This window comes from Streptomyces sp. NPDC026092 (assembly GCF_040638605.1).
GTDB lineage: Bacteria > Actinomycetota > Actinomycetes > Streptomycetales > Streptomycetaceae > Streptomyces.
On the sequence record NZ_JBEZYN010000007.1, the window covers coordinates 36,507 to 57,709 of the forward strand.

15 protein-coding genes are annotated in these 21,203 nt (G+C 71.0%); 11 read left to right on the top strand and 4 right to left on the bottom strand.

Translation table 11 applies throughout. The annotated features are described in order from the left end of the window. Window positions 1-41 precede the first annotated feature (41 nt). Genes AB0F56_RS13495 through AB0F56_RS13530 form a run of 8 tightly spaced genes read left to right on the top strand, consistent with a single transcriptional unit; the run spans window position 42 to window position 7,821 of the window. Window positions 42-719, top strand: coding sequence for a CBS domain-containing protein (locus AB0F56_RS13495; protein ID WP_362008003.1), 678 nt, complete (start codon window positions 42-44; stop codon window positions 717-719). Continuing rightward, entirely contained in the window at window positions 716-2,518 is a 1,803-nt protein-coding gene (gene acsA / locus AB0F56_RS13500; protein ID WP_362008006.1) for an acetate--CoA ligase, read from the top strand. Before AB0F56_RS13495 ends, acsA begins: the two co-directional genes overlap by 4 nt. Next, on the top strand, window positions 2,518-3,588 hold the full coding sequence (gene pdhA, locus AB0F56_RS13505) for a pyruvate dehydrogenase (acetyl-transferring) E1 component subunit alpha (RefSeq protein ID WP_362008009.1): 1,071 nt from the start codon (window positions 2,518-2,520) through the stop codon (window positions 3,586-3,588). Before acsA ends, pdhA begins: the two co-directional genes overlap by 1 nt. Beyond that, a complete protein-coding gene (locus AB0F56_RS13510; protein WP_362008011.1) occupies window positions 3,585-4,595 on the top strand; it encodes an alpha-ketoacid dehydrogenase subunit beta in 1,011 nt (336 codons plus the stop codon). Before pdhA ends, AB0F56_RS13510 begins: the two co-directional genes overlap by 4 nt. A gap of 1 nt (window position 4,596) precedes the next feature. After that, window positions 4,597-6,021: a 2-oxo acid dehydrogenase subunit E2 gene (locus tag AB0F56_RS13515; protein ID WP_362008014.1), complete on the top strand. Its 1,425-nt coding sequence runs from the start codon at window positions 4,597-4,599 to the stop codon at window positions 6,019-6,021. A 35-nt stretch (window positions 6,022-6,056) separates the two neighbouring features. Further along, a complete protein-coding gene (locus AB0F56_RS13520) occupies window positions 6,057-6,287 on the top strand; it encodes a phosphopantetheine-binding protein (RefSeq protein ID WP_362008017.1) in 231 nt (76 codons plus the stop codon). Further along, on the top strand, window positions 6,287-6,967 hold the full coding sequence (locus tag AB0F56_RS13525) for a CBS domain-containing protein (protein WP_362008020.1): 681 nt from the start codon (window positions 6,287-6,289) through the stop codon (window positions 6,965-6,967). Before AB0F56_RS13520 ends, AB0F56_RS13525 begins: the two co-directional genes overlap by 1 nt. After that, entirely contained in the window at window positions 6,964-7,821 is an 858-nt protein-coding gene (locus AB0F56_RS13530; protein ID WP_362008022.1) for a universal stress protein, read from the top strand. The genes AB0F56_RS13525 and AB0F56_RS13530 overlap by 4 nt, the downstream gene beginning before the upstream one ends. Window positions 7,822-7,831: 10 nt before the next feature. On the opposite strand, the gene fdhF is transcribed toward AB0F56_RS13530, so the two are convergent. Genes fdhF through AB0F56_RS13545 form a run of 3 tightly spaced genes read right to left on the bottom strand, consistent with a single transcriptional unit; the run spans window position 7,832 to window position 12,521 of the window. Next, window positions 7,832-10,525 (bottom strand): formate dehydrogenase subunit alpha, encoded by a 2,694-nt coding sequence (fdhF, locus tag AB0F56_RS13535; RefSeq protein ID WP_362008024.1) that lies wholly within the window; start codon window positions 10,523-10,525, stop codon window positions 7,832-7,834. Next, window positions 10,522-12,210 carry an NADH-ubiquinone oxidoreductase-F iron-sulfur binding region domain-containing protein gene (locus AB0F56_RS13540; protein ID WP_362008027.1) on the bottom strand — a complete coding sequence of 563 codons (1,689 nt, stop codon included), beginning with the start codon at window positions 12,208-12,210 and terminating at the stop codon, window positions 10,522-10,524. Before AB0F56_RS13540 ends, fdhF begins: the two co-directional genes overlap by 4 nt. Before the next feature lie 53 nt (window positions 12,211-12,263). After that, window positions 12,264-12,521, bottom strand: coding sequence for an SHOCT domain-containing protein (locus tag AB0F56_RS13545; RefSeq protein WP_362008656.1), 258 nt, complete (start codon window positions 12,519-12,521; stop codon window positions 12,264-12,266). Window positions 12,522-12,757: 236 nt separating this feature from the next. On the opposite strand from AB0F56_RS13545, the gene AB0F56_RS13550 reads away from it, so the two are divergent. From AB0F56_RS13550 to AB0F56_RS13560, 3 genes are all read left to right on the top strand, one after another. Next, entirely contained in the window at window positions 12,758-13,972 is a 1,215-nt protein-coding gene (locus tag AB0F56_RS13550) for an MFS transporter (RefSeq protein WP_362008659.1), read from the top strand. A 121-nt stretch (window positions 13,973-14,093) separates the two neighbouring features. Next, entirely contained in the window at window positions 14,094-14,831 is a 738-nt protein-coding gene (locus tag AB0F56_RS13555; RefSeq protein WP_362008030.1) for an ABC transporter ATP-binding protein, read from the top strand. A gap of 2 nt (window positions 14,832-14,833) precedes the next feature. Further along, a complete protein-coding gene (locus tag AB0F56_RS13560; protein ID WP_362008032.1) occupies window positions 14,834-17,770 on the top strand; it encodes an FtsX-like permease family protein in 2,937 nt (978 codons plus the stop codon). Between the two features lie 146 nt (window positions 17,771-17,916). On the opposite strand, the gene AB0F56_RS13565 is transcribed toward AB0F56_RS13560, so the two are convergent. Beyond that, the gene (locus AB0F56_RS13565) at window positions 17,917-21,192 is read right to left on the bottom strand and encodes a carbohydrate binding domain-containing protein (protein ID WP_362008034.1); all 3,276 of its coding nucleotides are present in this window, start codon (window positions 21,190-21,192) and stop codon (window positions 17,917-17,919) included. Between the last annotated feature and the right edge of the window lie 11 nt (window positions 21,193-21,203).

The following is a 21,203-nucleotide window of genomic DNA, read 5'->3' on the forward strand; positions in this document are numbered from 1 at the left end:
TGAGAAGTACCGGGGCCGCTTCCCCGCGAAGGAGGACCGTCATGCAGCACCGCACGGTTTTCGAGGTGATGACCCACGACGTGGTCACCGCCGCCCCTGAGACCTCGTTCAAGCAGATCGCCCGTCTCTTCGCCGACAACGACGTCTCGGCGGTTCCGGTCGTCGACCCGGACCGACGCCTGCTCGGAGTGGTCTCGGAGGCCGACCTACTGCGGACCACCGCCGAGCTCCCCGATCTGGAGGGCCGCGCGGCGGGCGTCCGACTGCTGTCCCAGGAACGAGGGCTGCCCGACGCGGAGACGGCCGCCCAGCTGATGACCTCGCCCGCTGTCACGGCCCAGCCGACCTGGAACCTCGTCGAGACGGCCCGAACGATGCACCGCAAGAGGGTGAAGCGGCTTCCCGTCATCGACGAGACAGGTCGGCTCGTCGGGATCATCAGCCGCAGTGACTTGCTGCGTCCCTTCCTGCGCGGCGACACCGCGATCCGTGACGAGATCGAGCACGACGTCCTGGCCGGCACCCTGCGCCTCGCCCCGGACGCAATCCGTGTGACCGTGGACGACGGAGTCGTCAGGCTGACGGGCCGGGTCGACGAGCGCGCCGACATCCCCGTGATCGTTCGGCTCTGCCGCTCGGTCGACGGCGTCGTCGCCCTGCACGAATCGATCGAGTACACCTACGACAACCTCGCGCTCGACGTGGAGTCACCGCAATGAACGTCCGATGGGTGTCACCGGTCATGCCCGACTACGACAGCGCGCGGGCCACGTTCTCCTGGCGACGCGAGCGGTCCCGGCTCGCCGGGCTGCCGGACGGCGGCGTCAACATCGGGTACGAGGCCGTCGACCGCCACCTGCGCGAGGGCCACGGCGAACACGCCGCGCTGCGCTGCGTCGCCCGCGACGGATCCGTCCAGACGGTGACTTTCACCCAGCTCGCGGCCGCGAGCTCCCGCTTCGCGCACGTGCTGGAATCGCTGGGCGTGGAACGCGGCGAGCGAGTGTTCACCCTGCTCGGCCGCCGCTTCGAGCTGTACAGCACCGTCCTCGGAACGCTGCGTGCCGGACGGGTCCTGTGCCCGCTGTTCACCGCCTTCGGCCCCGAACCCGTCTCACTGCGTATGGAGCTGGGCAACGCCCGGGCGCTGGTCACGACCCGGGAGCTGTACGAGCGCAAGGTGGTCCCGGTACGGTCCCGGCTTCCGCACCTGCGCCACGTGCTGCTCCTCGACCCCGGGACCGACCCGCCCCCGGACACCCTCTCCTTCCCGGCTCTCACGTCGGCCGCGCCGGACGGGTACACCGTGGGGCCGACCGATCCGGCCGAGCCGGCGCTGCTGCACTTCACCAGCGGCACGACGGGCACCCCCAAGGGCGCGATCCACGTGCACGAGGCGGTCCTCGCCCACCATGTCACCGCCGCCTACGCCCTGGACCTGCACGACGGCGACGTCTTCTGGTGCACCGCCGACGCCGGCTGGGTCACCGGCATGTCGTACGGCATCATCGCCCCGCTCACCCACGCCGTGACGACCGTCGTCGACGAAGGGGACTTCGCCCCCGCCCGCTGGTACGGGATCCTCGCCGACCAGCGCGTCACCGTCTGGTACACGGCCCCCACCGCACTGCGCATGCTCATGCGGGCCGCACCACGCAGCGGCGACGCGACGCCTGCCACGCGCCACGACCTCTCCGCGCTCCGGTTCGTCGCGAGCGTCGGCGAGCCGCTCAACCCCGAGGCCGTGCACTGGGGACGGGAAACACTCGGGCTACCGGTCCACGACACCTGGTGGCAGACCGAGACGGGGGCGATCATGATTGCCAACTTCGCCGCCGATCCGGTGCGGCCCGGTTCGATGGGCCGACCGCTTCCCGGTGTCGAGGCCACTGTGCTGGCATGCGGCGAGGACGGCCGGGCAGCGGTCACCAGCGGGCACGTCCAGATCGTTGAGAAGCCGGGCGCCCAGGGCGAGCTCGCCCTGCGGGCGGGCTGGCCGTCGATGTTCCGCGGCTACCTTCACGAGCCGAGCCGGTACGAGGCGTGCTTCGCGGACGGGTGGTACCTGACCGGCGACCTGGTGAGCCGCGACGCCGACGGCTGGTATTGGTTCGTGGGCCGGGCCGACGACGTCATCAAGTCGGCAGGGCACCTCATCGGACCGTTCGAGGTGGAGAGCGCGCTCATGGAGCACCCGGCAGTCGCCGAAGCCGGTGTCATCGGACGCCCCGACCCGCTGGCCGGCGCGATCGTCAAGGCGTTCGTGCTGCCGCGCCCCGAGTATCCGCCCGACACCGAACTGCGGCGCGATGTCCTGGCGTTCGCCCGACGGCGTCTCGGCCCGGCCGTCGCTCCCCGGGAGATCGAGTTCGTCGAGGATCTGCCCCACACGCGCAGCGGAAAGGTGATGCGCCGCCTGCTGCGGGCCCGCGAACTGGGCCTGCCCGAGGGTGATGTGTCGACGTTGGAGACACCCGAACCGGCCGGGACGGCCGGCACGTCCGGGAAGGAGCCGTGATGGCCACCGCACGCGGCGGCATGTCTGCCGGGACACCAAAGACGAAGCGCCCCCGTCGTGCTCGTGGCACCCCGACCGCGACACCCTCCCGCACTCCTGCGAACGCCCACGACCTGGATCTCCTGCGGCAGATGCTGCTCATCCGGCGGTTCGAGGAGCGGTGCGTCGAGCTGTACAGCGCGGCGGCGATCCGCGGCTTCGTCCACCTCTACATCGGCGAGGAGGCAGTGGCGGTAGGCGTCCATCAGGCGCTCGACGAGCGGGACGCGGTCGTCTCGACGTACCGCGAGCACGGCCATGCCCTGGCCCGCGGAGTGCCGCCCGAGGCCGTGATGGCGGAGATGTACGGGAAGACCACCGGGTGCAGCCATGGTCGCGGCGGCTCCATGCACCTCTTCGACGCCGCGCGCCGCTTCTACGGCGGCAACGCGATCGTGGGAGGCGGCCTGCCACTCGCGGCCGGCCTGGCGCTCTCCGACCGGATGCGTGGCGAGTCCGGGGTGACCTGCTGCTTCTTCGGTGACGGGGCCTTCGCCGAGGGCGAGTTCCACGAGACCGCCAACCTGGCGGCGCTCTGGGGACTGCCGGTGCTCTTTGTCTGCGAGAACAACCTGTACGCGATGGGGACGGCCCTCGTCCGCGAACACGCCCAGACCGACCTGGCGATGCGGGCAGCCTCGTACGGCATGGCGGCCTGGGCCGTCGACGGCATGGACGTGCACGCCGTGGAGAAGGCGGCGCGCGGGGCGGTCGAGTCCATCCGCGCCGGCAACGGACCGCACTTCCTGGAGATGCGGACGTATCGGTTCCGAGCGCACTCGATGTACGACCCGGACCGATACCGGCCGAAGGACGAGATCGAGGAGTGGAAGCGGCACGACCCTGTCACGGGCCTCGCCGATGGCATGCGTGCCGCCGGTCTCCTCGACGACGCCAAGCTGGAGGCTCTGGACCACGGCGTCATGGAGGAGATCGACGGCGCCGTCCAGGCGGCCGAACGGGCTCCCGAGGAGCCTGCCGAAGACCTGCTGCTCCATGTCACCGGCCTGCACGAGGAGGCTCCGTCATGAGCACGCGTACGCGACCGCGGGCGCATCCCGACGACGGCACCAGGACATACAGGGAGGCCCTGCGGGAGGGTCTGCGCGAGGCCCTGGCCGCGGATGACCGGGTCTTCCTGATGGGCGAGGACGTCGGCCGTTACGGCGGCTGCTTCGGGGTGAGCCTCGGTCTCCTGGAGGAGTTCGGGCCCGAGCGTGTCCGGGACACGCCTCTGTCGGAGTCCGCGTTCGTCGGAGCCGGTATCGGCGCTGCCTTGGCCGGGATGAGGCCGGTCGTCGAGATCATGACGGTCAACTTCAGCCTGCTGGCCCTGGACCAGATCCTCAACAACGCCGCCACCCTTCGGCACATGTCCGGCGGGCAGCTCGGTGTGCCGCTGGTGATCCGCATGACGACGGGCGCGGGACGGCAGCTGGCTGCTCAGCACTCCCACAGCCTCGAAGGCTGGTACGCGCACATCCCCGGCCTCCGTGTCCTGGCGCCTGCCACGGTCGACGACGCCCGCCACATGCTGGCGGCCGCGCTTGCCGACCCCGACCCTGTGCTGATCTTCGAGCACGGCAGCCTCTACAACACGGCCGGCATGCTCGATCCGGCGGTCCATGATGTCGACCTGGACCGCGCGGCCGTCCGCCGCGAGGGCAGCGACGTCACGGTCGTCGCGTACGGCGGTTGTGTGTCCAAGGCCCTCGAAGCCGCAGAGACACTGGCGGGGGAAGGGATCGACGCGGAGGTCGTCGACCTGCGGACGCTGCGGCCCCTGGACGACGCCACGATCGTCGGCTCGGTCCAGCGGACCCACCGGGCGGTCGTGGTAGACGAGGGCTGGCGCAGTGGCAGTCTGTCGGCCGAGATCGAGTCGCGTATCTACGAGCAGGCGTTCTTCGAACTCGACACACCCGTCGAGAGGGTGTGCAGCGCGGAGGTCCCCATTCCGTACGCCCGCCGGCTGGAGGAGGCCGCTCTCCCCCAGCCGGCCGGAATCGTGGCCGCGGCACACCGGGTGGTGAGCTGACATGGCCGAGTTCACCATGCCGTCACTCGGCGCCGACATGGACGAGGGCATGCTCTCCGAGTGGCTGGTGCACCCAGGTGACCAGGTGGCGCGGGGCGACGTCATCGCCGTGGTCGAGACCGCCAAGTCCGCAATCGAGGTGGAATGTTTCGACAGCGGTACGGTCGAGGCCCTCCTCGTCGACGAGGGCACCACCGTGCCGGTGGGCACCCCGCTGGCACATATCGGAACGACCGCCGAGCGCCGGCCCACCGAAAGGCAGCCCACCCGAGGACAGCCCGTCGAAAGCCAGCCCCCGTCGACGCCTCTGGTCCGCCGCCTCGCCGAGGACCGGCACGTCGACCTCGCTGCCGTCCATGGTTCGGGCCCGGGAGGCAGGGTCACGCGCGCGGACGTGGAGCAAGCGGAACCGGAGCCGGCCCGAGCGCCGGAAGCGGAGACGACCGCAGGCCCGGAAGAGCCCACTCGCCCCACGGCCAGACGGCAACGGGGTACGGAGCCGACGACACGGAAGCGCAGTGGATCCAAGGCCACGGCGAAGACTGCGCCGACGCCACGGCCGGCGAAGCCGGTGCGCAGCGACGACTCGGCCGGGAAGCGTCCCGCTCCGGGGCGTGTGAAGTCCTCACCGCTCGCGCGGAGGCTGGCCACGGAACTCGGCGTCGACCTCTCAGAGGTGACCGGCACGGGCCGGGGAGGGACCGTCCGTGCGGAGGATATCCGTTCGGCCGCGGCCGCCGGGAGCGCCCGGCGGCCAGCCGTCCCGGATGCGGCTCGGGCGGCGACCGCCCGGCTCATGAGCCGGTCCAAGCGGGAGATCCCGCACTTCTACCTCTCCACGACCGTGGACATGACAGCAGCCCTGGAATGGATGCACGCTCGCAACCGCGAACTGCCGCTGTCCGCCCGCCTGGTGCCCGCCGCACTCACCTTCAAGGCCGTCGCGATGGCAGCACGCAAAGTGCCCGAACTCAACGGGCACTGGGGTGGCGACGGATTCGTTCCGGCGGACGAGGTACGGCTGGGCGTTGCCGTTTCCTTGCGGGGCGGTGGCCTCGTCGCCCCAGCCCTCGCCCACGCCGACATACTCTCTGTGGCCGAAGTGATGGCCGCGCTCAAGGACCTGGTGGCACGGGCACGGGGCGGTCGGCTCCGAGCGTCGGAGACCGCCGATCCCAGTCTTACCGTCACGAACCTCGGCGACCAGGGCGTCGAGGCGGTCTTCGGCGTCGTCTACCCGCCGCAGGTCGCGCTCGTCGGCCTGGGCAGGATCGGCGAGCGGCCCGTGGCCGTGAACGGGCTGCTGGGAGTGCGTCCCGTGCTGACGGCGACGTTGTCCGCCGATCACCGAGCAGCCGACGGCGCCACCGGAGCGCGCCTCCTCACCAGCATGGACCGGCTCCTGCAACGACCGGAGGAACTGTGAACCACGAACAGGCAAAGGCGTTCGTTCGGCAAGCAGTGCAGCGTGTCGTCCCCGGCGCCGAGTTCACCGGGCTCGATCCGGGTGCCTCCTTGCGGGACACGTTCGAGATGGATTCGTTGGACTTCCTCGAGTTCGTCGAGGCGCTCGCCGAACTCAGCGGGACGGAACTCACCGAGGACGACTATCCGGCACTCGACACCTGGGACGGCTGCGCCGCTCACCTCGTGGGCGAGGCACGTACGTCCGTACAGGGAAGGAGAGGCTGATGCATCACCGCAGGATCAGTCGGCTGATGACCCGTAAGGTGGTGAGCGTCCGCGGCGACGCCTCGTTCAAGGAGATCGCCCGCACGCTCTCGCAACACCAAGTGACCGCGGTTCCCGTGCTGAACGGCGGGGGCCGGGTGGTCGGGGTGGTGTCGGAGGGGGATCTCCTGCGCAAGACAGCCGACCAAGCCGCCACACCGGGTGGCCTGCCGGCCGTCCCGGACCTGGAGGCGTGGGAGCGAGCAAAGGCCGAGGGGACACGGGCCGAGGAACTGATGACCGCCCCCGCCGTGTGCGCCCGCCCCGACTGGACCGTCGCGGAAGCGGCACGGCTGATGGAGGTCCAGGGCGTCAAGCGGCTCGTCGTCGTCGACGAAGAGGACCGCCTGGTGGGCATCGTGAGCCGCCGCGACCTGGTGGGCATCTTCCTCCGCGAGGACGAAGACATCCGCCGGGAGATCGTCGAAGACGTGCTCGGCGACACGTTGCGACTCGAACCGGCCGCCCTCGGCGTCGAGGTGCACGACGGACGGGTGGACCTCAGCGGCAGGCTGCCCTTCCGAGGCATGATCCCGGCGATCGAGCGCATGTGCGCGACGGTGGACGGCGTGGTCTCGGTCTCCTGTACTCGTCTCACGTACGACGTCGATGACACCGCACGAGGAGGTGGACGGTCATGACGCGGAGCATCGTGGTCGGCCTGGACGGAACAGAACAAGCGAAGGCCGCCGCGGAGTGGGCGGCCGAGGAGGCGCTTCTGCGCGGCACAGACGTGCATCTGGTGTATGCGAAGGAACGAGCACCGGGGTCCGCTCTGTCTCTCGTGGAGTGGGAGTCCGAGGAGCCGTGGGTGAGGGAGATGATGGCCCGCACCGCCGGTGAGCTGCGCGAGCGCCATCCCGGCCTGTCGGTGACCTCCCGGGTGCTGTCCGCGGTCCCCGTGCCTGGTCTCGTCGCCGCGGCCGAGGAAGGCGAGCTGCTGGTCCTCGGCTCCCGGGCGCTCGGCAGCGTGGCCGGCTACCTCCTCGGCTCGGTTGGCCTGACGGTCGCCGGTGCCGTCGAGCGACCCGTCGTACTGGTAAGGGCCGTCAGCGCGGCGAGCACTCCACGGGGCCCTATCGTGGTCGGGGCAGACGTGCGGCAGCCCGTGGACTCCGTGCTGGGCTTCGCCTTCGAAGAAGCCGCGCGACGGCTCACCCAGGTCCTCGTCGTGTACGTACAGCAGCTCCCGCTGCACGCGGGAATGGGGCCCGCAATGGTCCCGGACTTCAGGCTTTCCATGGTGCCGGAGATCAAGCGTTCGGTGGAGGCCATGCTGGAACCCTGGCGGGCGAAGTATTCCGACGTCGAGGCGGTCGCCCGCGTAGCGGTCGGATCGGCCGGACTCGAACTGGTCTCGGTCGCCAGGGAAGCCTCCCTCGTGGTGCTGGGGCGGCGTACCCGCCATTCGACGCTCGGCGCGCACATCGGCAGCGTGGCCCACGCCGTCCTGCACCACAGCCCGGTGCCCGTGGTCCTCGTTCCCCACGACTGATCGGTGCCGCTCAGTCGTCGAACACCGTCGGACGCAGCCGTACCGCCGTGACCTTGTACTCCGGGCACGAGGTCACGATGTCGGCGTGCTCCGAGGTGAGGGAGTTGACTCCGCTGGCAGGGAAGTGGAAGGCGCAGAAGACCTGCCCGGGAGCGAGTTCCCTCCCGACGCGGGCGACGAGTCGGGCCTGTCCGTGGCGGCTCTCGACGGTGACGCGGGTGCCGTCCCGGACTCCGAACCGGGCGGCGTCCTCGGGGTGCAGGTCCAGGTGGTCGGAGGCGTCGAGGAGGAGGTTGCCGCCGCGCCGGGTCATGCTCCCGGAGTTGTAGTGGGCCCATCGGCGCCCCGTGACGAGCACCAGCGGATAGTCCTGGTCCGGTTCTTCGCCGGGCGGGAGGTAGGGGGCCGCCGACAGGTGCGCACGCCCGTCGGGCGTGGCGAACCCATCAGCGTACAAGGTGCGTTCGCCGGGTCGGTCCGGCGCGGTACAGGGCCAGGGTACGGCCCCCTCCCGGTCGAGCCGCTCGTGTGAGAGGCCCGCGAAGAGAGGCGTGACACGTCCGCATTCGGCGAGTGCCGCCGCTGGGGTGGGGCAGCCGAGGTCTGCGCCGAGGGCATCGGCGATGGCATGGACGACCTCGAAGTCGGAGCGCGCCGTGCCCGGTGGAGTCACCGCAGCCCGTACGCGCTGGAAGCGGCGGTCGAAGTTGACGAAGGTCCCGTCCTTCTCCAGCCAGGAGGCCACGGGCAGGACGACATCCGCGTGGTGGGCGGTCTCGCCGAGGAAGAGCTCGTTGACGACGACGAGGGGGCAGGCGTCGAGGGCCTCGGCGACGCGTCGGCTGTCGGGGTCGGTCGCGCAGACGTCCTCTCCGATGATCCACAACGCCCGCAGCCTGCCTTCTCGGGCTGCCGCGAACATCTCGGGGATACGCATGCCCGGCTGTTCGGGGACCGGCCGGCCCCACACCGCCTCGGCGCGGGCGCGGGCTTCCGGGTCGGTGACCCGGCCGTACCCCGGGAGCAGATCGGGCAGGGCTCCCATGTCGGAGGCGCCCTGGACGTTGTTCTGCCCGCGCAGGGGGCTGATGCCGAACCCACGGCCGGTGCCTCCGACGGCGCCGCGCAGGATAGGGAGGTTCGCCAGGGTCCGGACGCCGTCGGTGCCGTGCAGATGCTCGGTGACGCCGAGTCCGTACACGACGGCCGGCCGCTCCGCGTGGCCGTAGAGCCGGGCGGCCCTCCTGATGTCGTCGACGGGAACCCCGGTGATCTCGCCGACCCGTTCGGGCGTGTAGTCGGCCAGCAGCTCGGCGAGTTCGTCCAGTCCGGTGGCGCGATCGCGGAGGAAGTCCGCATCGGTCATGCCTTCCTCGACGAGGACGTGGGCGAGGCCGTGGAAGAGGGCCACATTCGTGCCGGGGCGGGGGCGCAAGTGCGCGTCGGCATGGCGGGCGAGTCCGACGGTTCGGGGGTCGGCCACGATCAGGGACGCGCCTGCGAGCGCCCGCTGGAGGAGACGGGCACCGACGACGGGGTGGGCTTCGACGGGGTTGGCCCCGACGACCAGGAGGCAGTCGGCGGTCTCGACGCCGTCGAAAGGGTCGGTGCCCCCGGCACGTCCGAAGGATGCGGTGAGGCCGGCAGCGGAAGGGGCGTGGCAGAGGCGGGAGCAGTTGTCGACGTTGTTGGTGCCGATGACGGTCCGCAGGAACTTCTGGACGAGGTAGTTCTCCTCGTTGGTGGCGCGGGCTGAGGAGATCGCGGCGACCGCGTCGGGGCCGCCGTCACGCACTGCCGCGCGCAGGCCGTCCGCGACCCGGGCGATCGCTTCGCCCCAACTCGCTGACCGCAGAGCTCCGTTCTCCCTGACGAGAGGCTCGGTGAGACGTTCGGCGGAGCTGAGGTACCCGTACGCGAAGCGGCCCTTGACGCAGGCGTGGCCCCGGTTGACCGGCCCGTCCCGGGCGGGGAGGACAGCGGCGACACGGTCCTCGCGGACGACGACGTCGAGGGCACAGCCTACGCCGCAGTAGCCGCAGGTGGTGCGCACGCGATCAGCGGGCGCCTGTCCTGAGGTGAGGCCCTGCCCGGGGCCGGGCTGGGTGATCGCGCCCGTGGGGCAGGTGTCGACACAGCCGCCGCAGGACACGCAGTCGGATGCGGCCCAGGCGCCGCCAGTTCCCGGGGCGACGACCGTGTCGGCGCCGCGCCCGGTGAGGGTGAGCGCGAACGTGCCCTGGACGTCGGAGCACATCCGGACGCAGCGCCCGCAGGCGATACACAGGTCGGGGTCGAGGTGAACGTATGGGTGACTCTCGTCCGGTCCGCGCGTGGAGTCACCGGCGGCCGCATCCGCAGAGATCCCCAAGGCCCGGCACACCTCGGCAAGTTCACTGTGCGCACCATCGGCGAGCGCGCGCGACGGAAGTGCCGAGGCGATCAGGGCGACCGCGTCCCGGCGCAGGTTCCGCACCTCCTCCTCGGTCGTGTCGACGGTGAGGCCCGGTGTCGCGGGTGTGACGCAGGCGGCGACGGTCCGGCCGTCGGCGCGGACCAGGCAGGTCCGGCAGGAGCCGGCCGGCCGGAGGCGGTCGTCGTGGCAGAGGGTGGGCAGATCGGCTCCCGTGGCACGCACCGCGTCGAGCAGCGAGGCCCCTGCGGGCAGTTCGACCGGGACTCCGTCGACCTGGAGCCGTGTCATCGGGCCCACCCTTCCAGGGCCGGCCCGAAGGCTCGGGCCAGGCTGCGGACGGCGGCGGGGACGCGCCTGCCGAAGGCGCAGAGACTCGCCTCGCCCATCAGTCGCGCCAGCCGTTCGTAGGACTCCCCCGGCCCGTCCCGGCCCTGTGCTCGTTCGCGTCCTCGTCGGGTACCGATCCGGCAGGGAGAGCAGGCCCCGCAGCTCTCGTCGGCGGCGAACTCCCAGACATGTCGCAGGAGTTCGTACGGATCAGTGTCGGCGTCGAAGGCGACCATGCCGGCGTGACCGAGGGCCGCGCCGTGCTCGGCGAGCGCTGCCGTGGTGAGGGGGACGTCGAGCGCGTGCCCTGCGAGGAAGCCGCCGAGGGGCCCGCCGATCTGGAGGGCGACGAGCTCACGCCCGTCCTTGAGGCCGCCGCCGAACCGGGTGACGATCTCGTCCACGGGAGTGCCGAGTTCGACCTCGTAGGCTCCGGGCCGGGCGAAGCGTTCGGAGAGGCACACCAGTTTGGTGCCGGTCTCGTCCGGTACGCCGCGTCGGGCGTAGGACGCTCCGCCGTGGGCGACGATCCATGGCAGGGCGGCCAGGGTCTCCACATTGTTGACCACCGTCGGCGTGTCCCACAGGCCGTGGTCCGTGGGGTAGGGGGGCCGCGGTCGCGCACAGCCACGAGCGCCTTCCAGTCGGGCGATGAGGGCGGTCTCCTCGCCGGAGACATAGGAGCCGGCTCCTTCGACGATCTCGACGAACGGCCGCAGACCGGCTGCCCCGACCGAAGGAGCCAGGTCGCCCGCCTCCGTCGCGCGCTCCACCGCCAGGCGCAGCCGGGCCATGGCCTTCGGATACTCGGAGCGCACCAGGACGATCCCGCGCCCGGCGCCGCAGGCGAAGCAGGCCAGGGCGAGGCCCGTGAGGACGCGCTCGGGGTCCTCCTCCATGAGCAGCCGGTCGGCGTACGAGCCGGGGTCGCCCTCGTCCCCGTTCGCGACGACGACCGCGCCCGGCTTTCCCGCCGCAGCGGCCCACTTGTCGGCCACCGGGAATCCGGCGCCGCCGCGCCCGCGCAGCCCTGAGGCGGCGGTCTCCTGCCGTACCTCCTCGGGCCGCAGCCCGGCCACCGCCCGGCGCCACACGTCCCAGGCGTCCTGCCCTCCCACGATGCCGGCGAGCAGGACAGGCGCCCCGGTGGTGTCGGCCGCGGGGATGCCCGGCGTGCGCGGTTCGGCCCGCCCGCGGAGTTGGTCGGCCAGGTCCGGTCCCGTACGGGGAAGGGTGCCGTCGAGGGCGGCTGGGCCCGCGTAGCAGTAGCCGAGGCAGTGCACGGTCTGCAACGAGGTCACGCCCGCCTCGTCGACCGTGCCCGCCGTCACTCCGAGCGCCCGTTCGACCTCCGCCAGATGCCGTCCGCCCCGCGCGGCGAAGCACGCCGTCGCGGTGCAGACGCGCACGTGCCGCTCGCCGCGCGGGGCGGCGAGATCGGCGAAAAAGGTGGCGGGGCCGAGCCCCGCTGCGGCCGGCAGTCCGGCTGCCTCCGCGACCTGGGGCGCCCACGCCCCGGGCCCTTCGGCAGTACCCGCCCTGGCACGCTCCAGCGCGGCCGGCAACAGCCCCCCGCGCCTTCCGTGCCGGGCGGACAGCTCACGGAGCGCGTCTGAGCGTGGGCCCGGCTCCCCGGACATCCTCATGCTCCCAGGGTGACCGGCCGGTTCCCTGCCCGCATCCCAGCCGGCCAAGAGACTCACGGCTCCACGCCGCGCAGGGCGGTCAGGCGCCGACGGTACTCTTCCTCGTCGATCTCACCGCGCGCCAGTCGTTCGCCCAGGATCTGCTCGGCCGACGTGGCGGGCAGAGTCCCCGGCGGCCGTTGCGAGGCGCGATCCAGTGTGCGGAAGAGCATCACCGCGACGGTGATGAGCAGGCCCCAGAACAGCACCATGCCGGCCGACATGGCGAACCAGCCCCATCCGTTCATGCCATCGCCGTACCAGAACATCATCGCCACTCACGCTCCCGGCGGCGGACCGGCAGGAGCGGACGCCCTGGCTCTGGTCCGTTCGCCACTCCCACCGTGCATTGCCCCAGGACGCCCGTACAGGGCCGACCGGCCCACGGCAGGGGTCCGGTCGGCCACGGATGGGAACGAGCGGCCCATGGAGCCGGGATCCCGACGGCCGGAGGGTGGGAAGGAGCGGGGCTCACGTGGCCCCTGCGGATCGCTGCCGGGAGGCCACCATGGTCCGGAACTCGGGGAGCCCACCCGTCACGGATGCACCGCGGCCCTGGCAGATGCTGTTCCTCGCCACCACCGGGTTCGCACTCTGCTTCTGGGCGTGGGCGCTGCTTGCCCCGCTCGGCCCGCGGCTCCGGGACGACCTCGGCCTCAGCTCGTTCGAGCAGTCGCTCGTGGTCGCCGTGCCCGTCGTGGTGGGCGCGCTCGGCCGGATCCCGGCAGGGGCGCTGACAGACCGCTGGGGCGCACGCCGCGTCTTCCCGCTCGTCGCGGCCCTGACGATCCTGCCCGTGCTGTACCTGGGTCACCTGGCCGACTCGTTGGCCGAGGTGCTCGCGGGCGGTTTCCTGCTCGGGCTCGGGGGAACGGCCTTCGCCGTCGGTGTGCCGTTCGTCAACGCCTGGTATCCACCCGCACGGCGGGGCGTCGCCCTCGGAATCTTCGGCATCGGCACCGGTGGAACGGCCCTGTCGGCCTTCACCACCGTCCAGCTCACCGACGCCGTCGGACGGGCCTTCCCCTTCGATCTCGTGGCCGCCTGCCTCGCCGTGTACGCCGCAGTGGCCTGGTTCCTGCTCCTCGACCGTCCAGGGCGTGCGACGGCGGCGGGGTCGATGTTCTCGCGCACGGCGCTTGCCGTGCGTACGCCCGCCACCTGGCAGCTGGCCGTCCTGTACGCCGTGTCCTTCGGCGGATTCGTCGCCTTCAGCGTCTACCTGCCGACCTACCTCACCCGGGCCTACGAGCTCGACCGCTCCGACGCGGCACTGAGAACCGCAGGATTCGTCGTCCTCGCCGTGGCCATGCGGCCCGTGGGCGGCTGGCTTTCGGACCGCGTCCATCCCGTGCCCGTGCTGACGGCTTCGTACGGGCTCGTTTCGACGTGCGCCCTGGTCGCGGCGTTCGAGACGGAACTGGTCCCCGTAGGAACGGTGGCCTTCCTCGGCATGGCCGCGGGCCTGGGCGCCGGGTCCGGGGCTGTCTTCGCGCTCGTCGCACGACTGGTCCCGGCCGAGCGGGTCGGCTCGGTGACGGGAGTGGTCGGTGCGGCGGGCGGCCTCGGCGGCTTCTTCCCACCCCTCGTGATGGGGGCGGTCGACGGCATCGCGCACGACTACACCTGGGGGTTCGCCCTGCTCGCCGTCACTGCGGCGGGCGCGGGGACCCTGTCCGCCACCGCCGTCCGGCGACGCGCGCGAGCGGCAGCGGATGCCTGACCACGACGGCGAACGCGCTCGCGCGGAGCTCAAGGTGAACCGACGATTAGGCCCTTCGGCCCCTCCTCCGGACCTGGATGGCCGTAGCCTTCACTTCCTTCCGGCGGTTGGTATGGACAGCATGAACACCGACCGGGCGCTCCTCGTCGCCACCGGGGTACGCAAGATCTACCGGACGGGCTCCGTGGAGGTCACCGCCCTGCGCGACCTGGATCTCCTCGTGCGCCACGGAGAGATGGTGGGCGTGATGGGACCGTCCGGTTCCGGGAAGACCACGCTGCTGAACTGCCTCTCGGGGCTCGACGACATCGACGGAGGCCGGGTGGAGGTCGACGGCCACGACCTGTTCGCCATGTCGGACGCCGCGCGCACGGAGCACCGCGCTCACACGATGGGCTTCGTCTTCCAGGCGTTCAACCTCATCCCGGTCTTCTCCGCGGTGGAGAACGTCGAACTGCCCCTGCTGCTCGTGGGCACGCGGCCGCGTGAAGCGCGTCGCAGGGCTCTGGACATGCTCGACCGGGTGGGCCTCAACCATCGGGTCGAGCACCGGCCGAGCGAGCTGTCCGGAGGCGAGCAACAGCGGGTGACCATCGCCCGTGCCCTGGCCGGCCGCCCGGCCATCGTCTGGGCCGACGAACCCACCGGCAACCTGGACAGCGCGATGGCCGACCAGGTCATGGACCTGCTGTGCGAGCTCAACCAGGACGAGGGCCAGACGATCGTCCTGGTCACCCATGACAGCGCCATCGGCGCGCGCGTCCCCCGACTGATCCGGATGCGCGACGGGCAACTGGTCGACGACATCCGCCAGGCCGTCACCGCCCCGCCCGCGGTCCCCGACTTCCCTCCGGGCTGACCATGTACCCGAACCTCCTCATCCCGCTGCTCACCGCCCTGGCGCTCGCCCTAGTGGCCCTGGTGCTGGTCGCCGTCCGGCAGCCGGTGTCACGGCGGCTGGCCTTCCGGCAGGTCGCCCGCCGGCGCACCGAGGCTGCGCTGGTGATCGGCGGATCGATGCTCGGAACGGCCATCGTCATCGGGGCCCTGGTCGTCGGCGACACCTTGAACTTCTCCGTACGACAGGAGGCGTACCGCACGCTGGGACCGGTGGACGAGCGCGTCGTCGCACCCCCGGGACCGGCCGGCCGCGCCGTCACCGATCGTCTGGCCGGCCTGGCCGACAACCCCGACATCGACGGAGTGCTCAACGCCCAAGCCACTCAGGCAGCGGTCATCAGCGGCTCCGCCGACCACGAGGTCGCCGAACCGCGCGTCCTGGCCTGGCAGATGGACTTCGGCGAGGCGTCACGCTTCGGCTCCGCGGGCGGAGACTCCGGTCTCGGCGGACCGAACCCGAAGCCCGGCCAGGTCGTGGTCAACGAACCGCTGGCCCGGTCGCTGAGCGTGGGAGCCGGCGATCCGGTCACGGTGTACCTGTTCGGGACACCGCAGACGTACCGGATCGAGCGTGTGGTGCCGGAGCAGGGCCTCGCCGGTGTGGGCCTCGGCGGCAGGCTCAACCGCGACGTCTTCCTGCCGCCGCAGGCCCTGGACTCCGCCGCCCGGGCCGCCGGTGCGGAGCCGCGCTCGGTCACCTTCGTCTCCAACCGGGGCGGCGTCGAAAGCGGCGAAGCCCTGACCGACCGCGTGACCGCCGACATCCGGCAGACTCTGGGACCGCTCGCCGACCAGACGGCGATCGACACACCGAAGCACACCGTCCTGCGGGACGCGAAGCAGGCCGGGGACTCCCTCGGAGCCCTGTTCCTCATGATCGGCAGCTTCAGCATCATCGCGGGCGCCCTGCTCCTCGTGAACATCTTCGTCATGCTCGGCGAGGAGCGGAAGTCCCAGATGGGCATGGTGCGGGCGGTGGGAATGAAGCGCTCGCGCCTCGTTGGGTCCTTCACCCTCGAAGGCGCGGCCTACGCGTTGTTGTCCGCGTTGCCGGGCGTGGCCATCGGGGTCGCCGTCGGCTGGGGCGTCGCCGTGGTCGCAGCGCAGATCTTCCAGGGCTGGTCGGTCGGCGGCAGCAGCATCCGCATCACGTTCGCCATCACCCCCACCAGCGTCCTCAACGGACTCTCCATGGGCCTGCTCATCGCCTTCGCCGCGATCCTCGCGACCAGCGTGCGCATCAGCAGGTTCAACATCATCGCCGCAATCCGCGACCTCCCGACGACACCCGGTCAGCGACCGCGCCGCCGCCTGCTCGCAGTCTCCACCGCCCTGGCGATCCTGTGCGCGTTCGCGGCCGTTCCTGCCGTGGCACGCAGCCAGCCCGACGCCACGTACCTCCTCCCGGCGCTCGCCCTCGCCTTCGCCACCCCGGCGCTGCTGCGCGTCCTCCCCCGCCACACGGTAACGACCCTGGTGGCAGGAGCCGTCCTGGCCTGGACGCTCTTGGCACCTGTCATCCGCCCCCGGATCTTCGACACGCCCTCGATGTCCGTGTACGTCATCCAGGGCACCCTGGCCGCCTTCTCCGCGGTGGTGCTCGTCAGCGACAACCAGAAGACATTGCTCCGCCCCGTACGGCGACTCCTCCAGCGCCCGACGGAAGGCGGCCTGGCGGCGCGCCTCGCGGTCGCGTACCCCTTGGCCAAACGGTTCAGGACCGGCGCGACACTGGTGATGTACACCCTGATCGTGTTCGTCCTCGTACTGCTGACGGAGATCTCGGGCATCCTCCGCGCCGGAGTCGACGGAGTCGTCGCCGACGCCACCGCCGGATACTCCCTGCGACTGGACTACAACCCCCAGGTCGCTGGCGACCGACTCGTCCACGATCTGCGCGGCGGCCCGTCGGCCGCCGGGATCTCCGCCGTGTCACCGCTGCTCAACGCCACAGGGCGGGCCACCGATCCGGGTGGACGCAGCCCCCAACCTCTGGACACCGCCGTCGTCGGCGTACCCGACGGAGCGATCACCGGCATCACCTTCCGCGAACGGCTGCCCGGCCTGGCCGACGACCCCGCGGTATGGCGGGCCCTCGCCTCCGACCCCCGCTACGTCGTGCTCGACGGCTTCTTCGGCAGCACCGGCGGCCCGGCCGGCGACTACTACGACCCCGGCGACACCCTCACCCTGACGGATCCCCGCACAGGCCGCAGCGAACAGAAGGTCATCGCCGGTGTGCTCAGCAACGGGCTGGTCTTCTACCCGGGAACCGGCGCCAGTTCCACCACGTACCCCGTGGTGATGAGCGAGCGGGCGACGCGCGAACTCTTCGGCACCCAGGCACAGAACGCCTCCGCACTGGTGAGGACCAGCCCCGGCACCGCACCCGACGCGCTGGCGACCCGACTGCAGGGCGAGCAACTCTCCTCCAGCCTGGTCGCCACACCCATCGAGTCGGACATCCGCCAACAGTTCGACTCCAGCACCGCCTTCTTCCGCCTCATGCAGGGCTTCCTCGTCCTGGGCCTCGGCGTGGGCATCACCGGCCTCGGAGTGGTCATGGTCCGAGCCGTACGAGAACGCCGACGCACCATCGGCATCCTCCGGGCCCTCGGCTTCCGGGCGCGGACCGTCCAGCGGTCCTTCCTGTGGGAGAGCACCTTCGTCGCCGTGGAAGGAATCGTGCTCGGATCACTCCTCGGCGTGCTCACCACGTGGCTCATGTACAGCAACAGCGCCGCGTTCGAGGGCCTCGAAGGAGGGTTCCCCGTCGAATGGGCCAGCATCTGCGGCCTGGCCGCAGCCACCTTCGCCGCGTCGCTCCTGGCCACAATCGGCCCAGCCCGCCGCGCGGCCGCCATCCGCCCCGCGCTCGCTGTCCGCGTCGCAGAATGACCGGCCTCAGCAGCGGCAACACCCTTGCCTCCGCCAGGTAGTGCTCGCTTTCCAGGTGGAACCCGCGATCGGGGCCCTCGGCGACAGCACCGCCAAGGGCCCCGCCCTCGTGCAGGAACGCACGGAGCCGGTGTCGGGGCTCGGCGCTACTTCAGGTACGGTCCGTCCGCGCCGATCTTGCCGGGTGCCGCGTTGGCCCCGGCGAGGTCGAGGACGTAGACCCGCAGGTTGCCCTTACCGGAGGCGGGGGCGGTGAGGGTGCCGTTGGTGACGGTGACGGTCTGGCCGGTGACGGCCTCCTTGTAGGTGCCGTTGAGGACCCCGCTGAAGGTCGCGCCGTTGCCGACGGAGACCAGGGCGTAGCTGTCGACGCCCGTGGCCGTGTCGGTGTAGCGGCGCTTGAAGGCCATGCCACCGCTGACGCCTTCGGTGGAGTACTGGCCCATCTGGAGGGCGGGGACGGCCCGGCGGATCTGGTTGAGTCGCTGGAGGTGCTTGACGAGAGGCTGCTGGAGGGTCGTGGCGACGGCGCCGCTTGCGCTGGTGACCTGCGAGAAGTCGCCGGCCGTGACGTCCCCCGCGATCCTGTCGCCGTAGTACGCGCGCCCCGTGGTGGCCAGTGGACAGGTGGGCCCGCAGTCGATCTCCTTGCCGGCCTGGAACTCGATCTCCGATCCGTAGTACAGGGTGGGGATGCCGCGGAAGGTCCACATCAGCGACATGTTCTCGGCCCAGGCGTCGGTGCCGCCCGTGTAGCGCTCCTTGGACTTGTTGGGTCCGTAGTCGTGGCTGTCGACGTAGACGACGTTGTAGGTGGCGTCGTTGACGCTGTCGTCGGAGTCCTTGCCGTTGTCGAAGGCGTTGGACGCGTAGCCGAAGTTCATGTGCATGCGCATGTCGATGATGTTCATGCCGCTGAACCGGCTGCGGTCCGGGGTGTGGTAGCTGTTGCCGGCGAGGAAGGCGTTGTTCGAGGTGGGCTGGTTGCCGGTGCCCTGCTGCTGCTCGTAGTCGTACATCTCCAGGGCGGCCCCGGTGTCGTCGGCGTCGTACTCCTTGCGCTCCTTCCAGGTGAAGAACTGCGCGGAGTGGTTGACCGAGCCTCGGTTCCACTTGTCGTTGACAAAGGCCCCGACTTCACCGAAGACGAAGAAGTCCCGCGCCTTCTGCGCGCCGAACCTGCTCGTGACCCGGTCCTGGACGGCGGGCAGGAAGCGGCGGTTGAAGGTGGTGCGGGGGATGTGGACGGCGGTGTCGACACGGAAACCGTCGACGCCCATGTCGATGTACTTGTTGTACGCGCCGATCAGGTAGTTCTGCACCGGAGTGCTCTCGGTGTCGAAGTCCGCCAGGTCGTCGTGCAGCCAGCAGGAACGCGAGTCCTCGCCCTCCCAGTTGCCGAGCCAGCACTGGTGGTAGTACGCCGACGGGAACATCTTCGACGTGGGGCTGGGCCACTGGCAGTTGTAGATCGTGTAGCCCTCAGGGCTCTTGGCGCCGGTCGGCACGCCCCAGTTCAGACACGTGTTGCCGCTGGGTTCGGCCGTCGACCAGAGGTCGCCGTTGTAGTACGACTTCCCGGAGACGGGCTCGACGGTCAGCCCGTCGTACTCGAAGCCGGAGTTCGGCTGGTCGTAGTACCAGCTCCACTGGGCGTCCCGGACGCCGTACACCTTCGGCGTGAACAGGCCCTTGGCGCCCCAGCGGGACGAGTGGTTGTAGACCACGTCCTGGTAGATCTTCATGCCCTTGGCGTGGGCGGCGTTGATGAGGTCCTGGTAGCTCGCCCCGGCGGACTCCAGGCGGGGGTCGACCTTGTAGAAGTCGTAGCCGTGGTAGCCGTGGTAGTCATAGTCCGAGCGGTTGAGGACGACCGGGGTGATCCACACGGCGGAGAAGCCGAGGCCCTTGATGTAGTCCAGCTTCTGCACCAGCCCCTTGAAGTCGCCCCGGAACATGGGGTCGTTGTTGGCCGCGTTGCCGGACTTCGTGTGCTGGCTGCCGCCGCGGTTGTTGGAGCTGTCGCCGTCGTTGAAGCGGGCGGTGAGCACGAAGTAGATCGGGTCCTTGCGCGGATCGCCGCCGAGCGGGGTGCCGGGGGAGGCGGGTGGCGGGGCGTCGCCGGTGGTGGCGCACTTCTGCGCGCTCGCGGCGGAGATGTTGCCGGCCGCGTCCAGGGCCTTGACGGTCCAGCAGTACGCGGTGTGCGCCGCCAGGCCGGTGACGGAAAGCACGGTGGAGGAGGTGTTCACCACCGACGTGCCCTGACCGCCACCGGTGCGGGTGACCTGATAGCCGGTGACGCCCTCGTCGTCGGTGGACGCGTTCCAGCTCAGCACGGCGGAGGTGTCGGTGACGCTCGCGTCCAGGCCCGAGGGCACGGTGGGTGCCGTGGTGTCCGGCACCACGGCCGCGCAGGGGTCGGTGGCGCTCGCCGTCACCACCCTGTCCTTGACGGTGGAGTTTCCCGTGCCGAGCGGGTAGTTGGCGCCGTTGTTGTTGTCCCAGACGCCGTTGCCGTTGTTGAAGGTGGCCTGCCAGGTCGTGGCCGTGCCGATGTCGACCGTCTTCCTCACCCACCCGGCGCAGGCGGGTTCCATACCGGTGCCCGGCGCGGTGGTCCAGGTGCCTCCGGTGGGCGCCCAGTGCAGGTTGACGGTGGTCCACCCGACGGTGGCGGTGGAGTACCAGACGGTCGCGGCGTTGCCCTGCGGTGGCTGCGTCGAGCCGCACGGGTCGCTGTGGGCGATCACACCGTCCCTGACGGTGATCGTGCCGGTGCCGAGCTGGTGGTTGGCGCCGTTGTTGCTGTCCCAGGTGCCGGAGCCGTCGGTGAAGGCGGCCTGCCAGCCGGTGGCCCTGCCCAGGTCGACGGTCAGCTTGACCCAGTCGGTGCATGCGGCGGTCATCCGCGTACCCGGGGCCGTCGTCCAGCTGCCGCCCGCGGGTGCCCAGTGCAGGTAGTACGCCGACCAGTTCCGCGTCGGCGTGTAGTAGTACACGGTTGCGGAGGCGGGCTCGGCGGCGGCGCACGGGTCGATGGTGGTCACCGCGCCGTTGTCGACGGCCGAGATCCCGCTGCCGAGCTGGTAGTTGGCGCCGCCGTGGTTGTCCCACGTGCCGGAGCCGTTGTTGAACGTGACGGCCAGGCCGGAGGCCGTTCCCAGGTCGATCGACTTCTTGTACCAACCGGCGCAGGCTGCCGTCATGGGCAGACCGGGAGCGGTGGTCCAGCTGCCGCCGGTCGGGGCGTAGTGGATGTTGACGGTGGTCCAGCTCGCGGCCGGCTTGTAGTACACGGTGGCGGTCGTCGCCGCGTGAGCGGTCACGGCCGGCAGCAGCGCTGCCAGCATGCCGAGCAGCGCGACGAGAAGGCCGAGGCCGGTCAGGGGGCGGGCTTCCCCGCGTGGCGGATTGCTCATGAGGGCGGCTC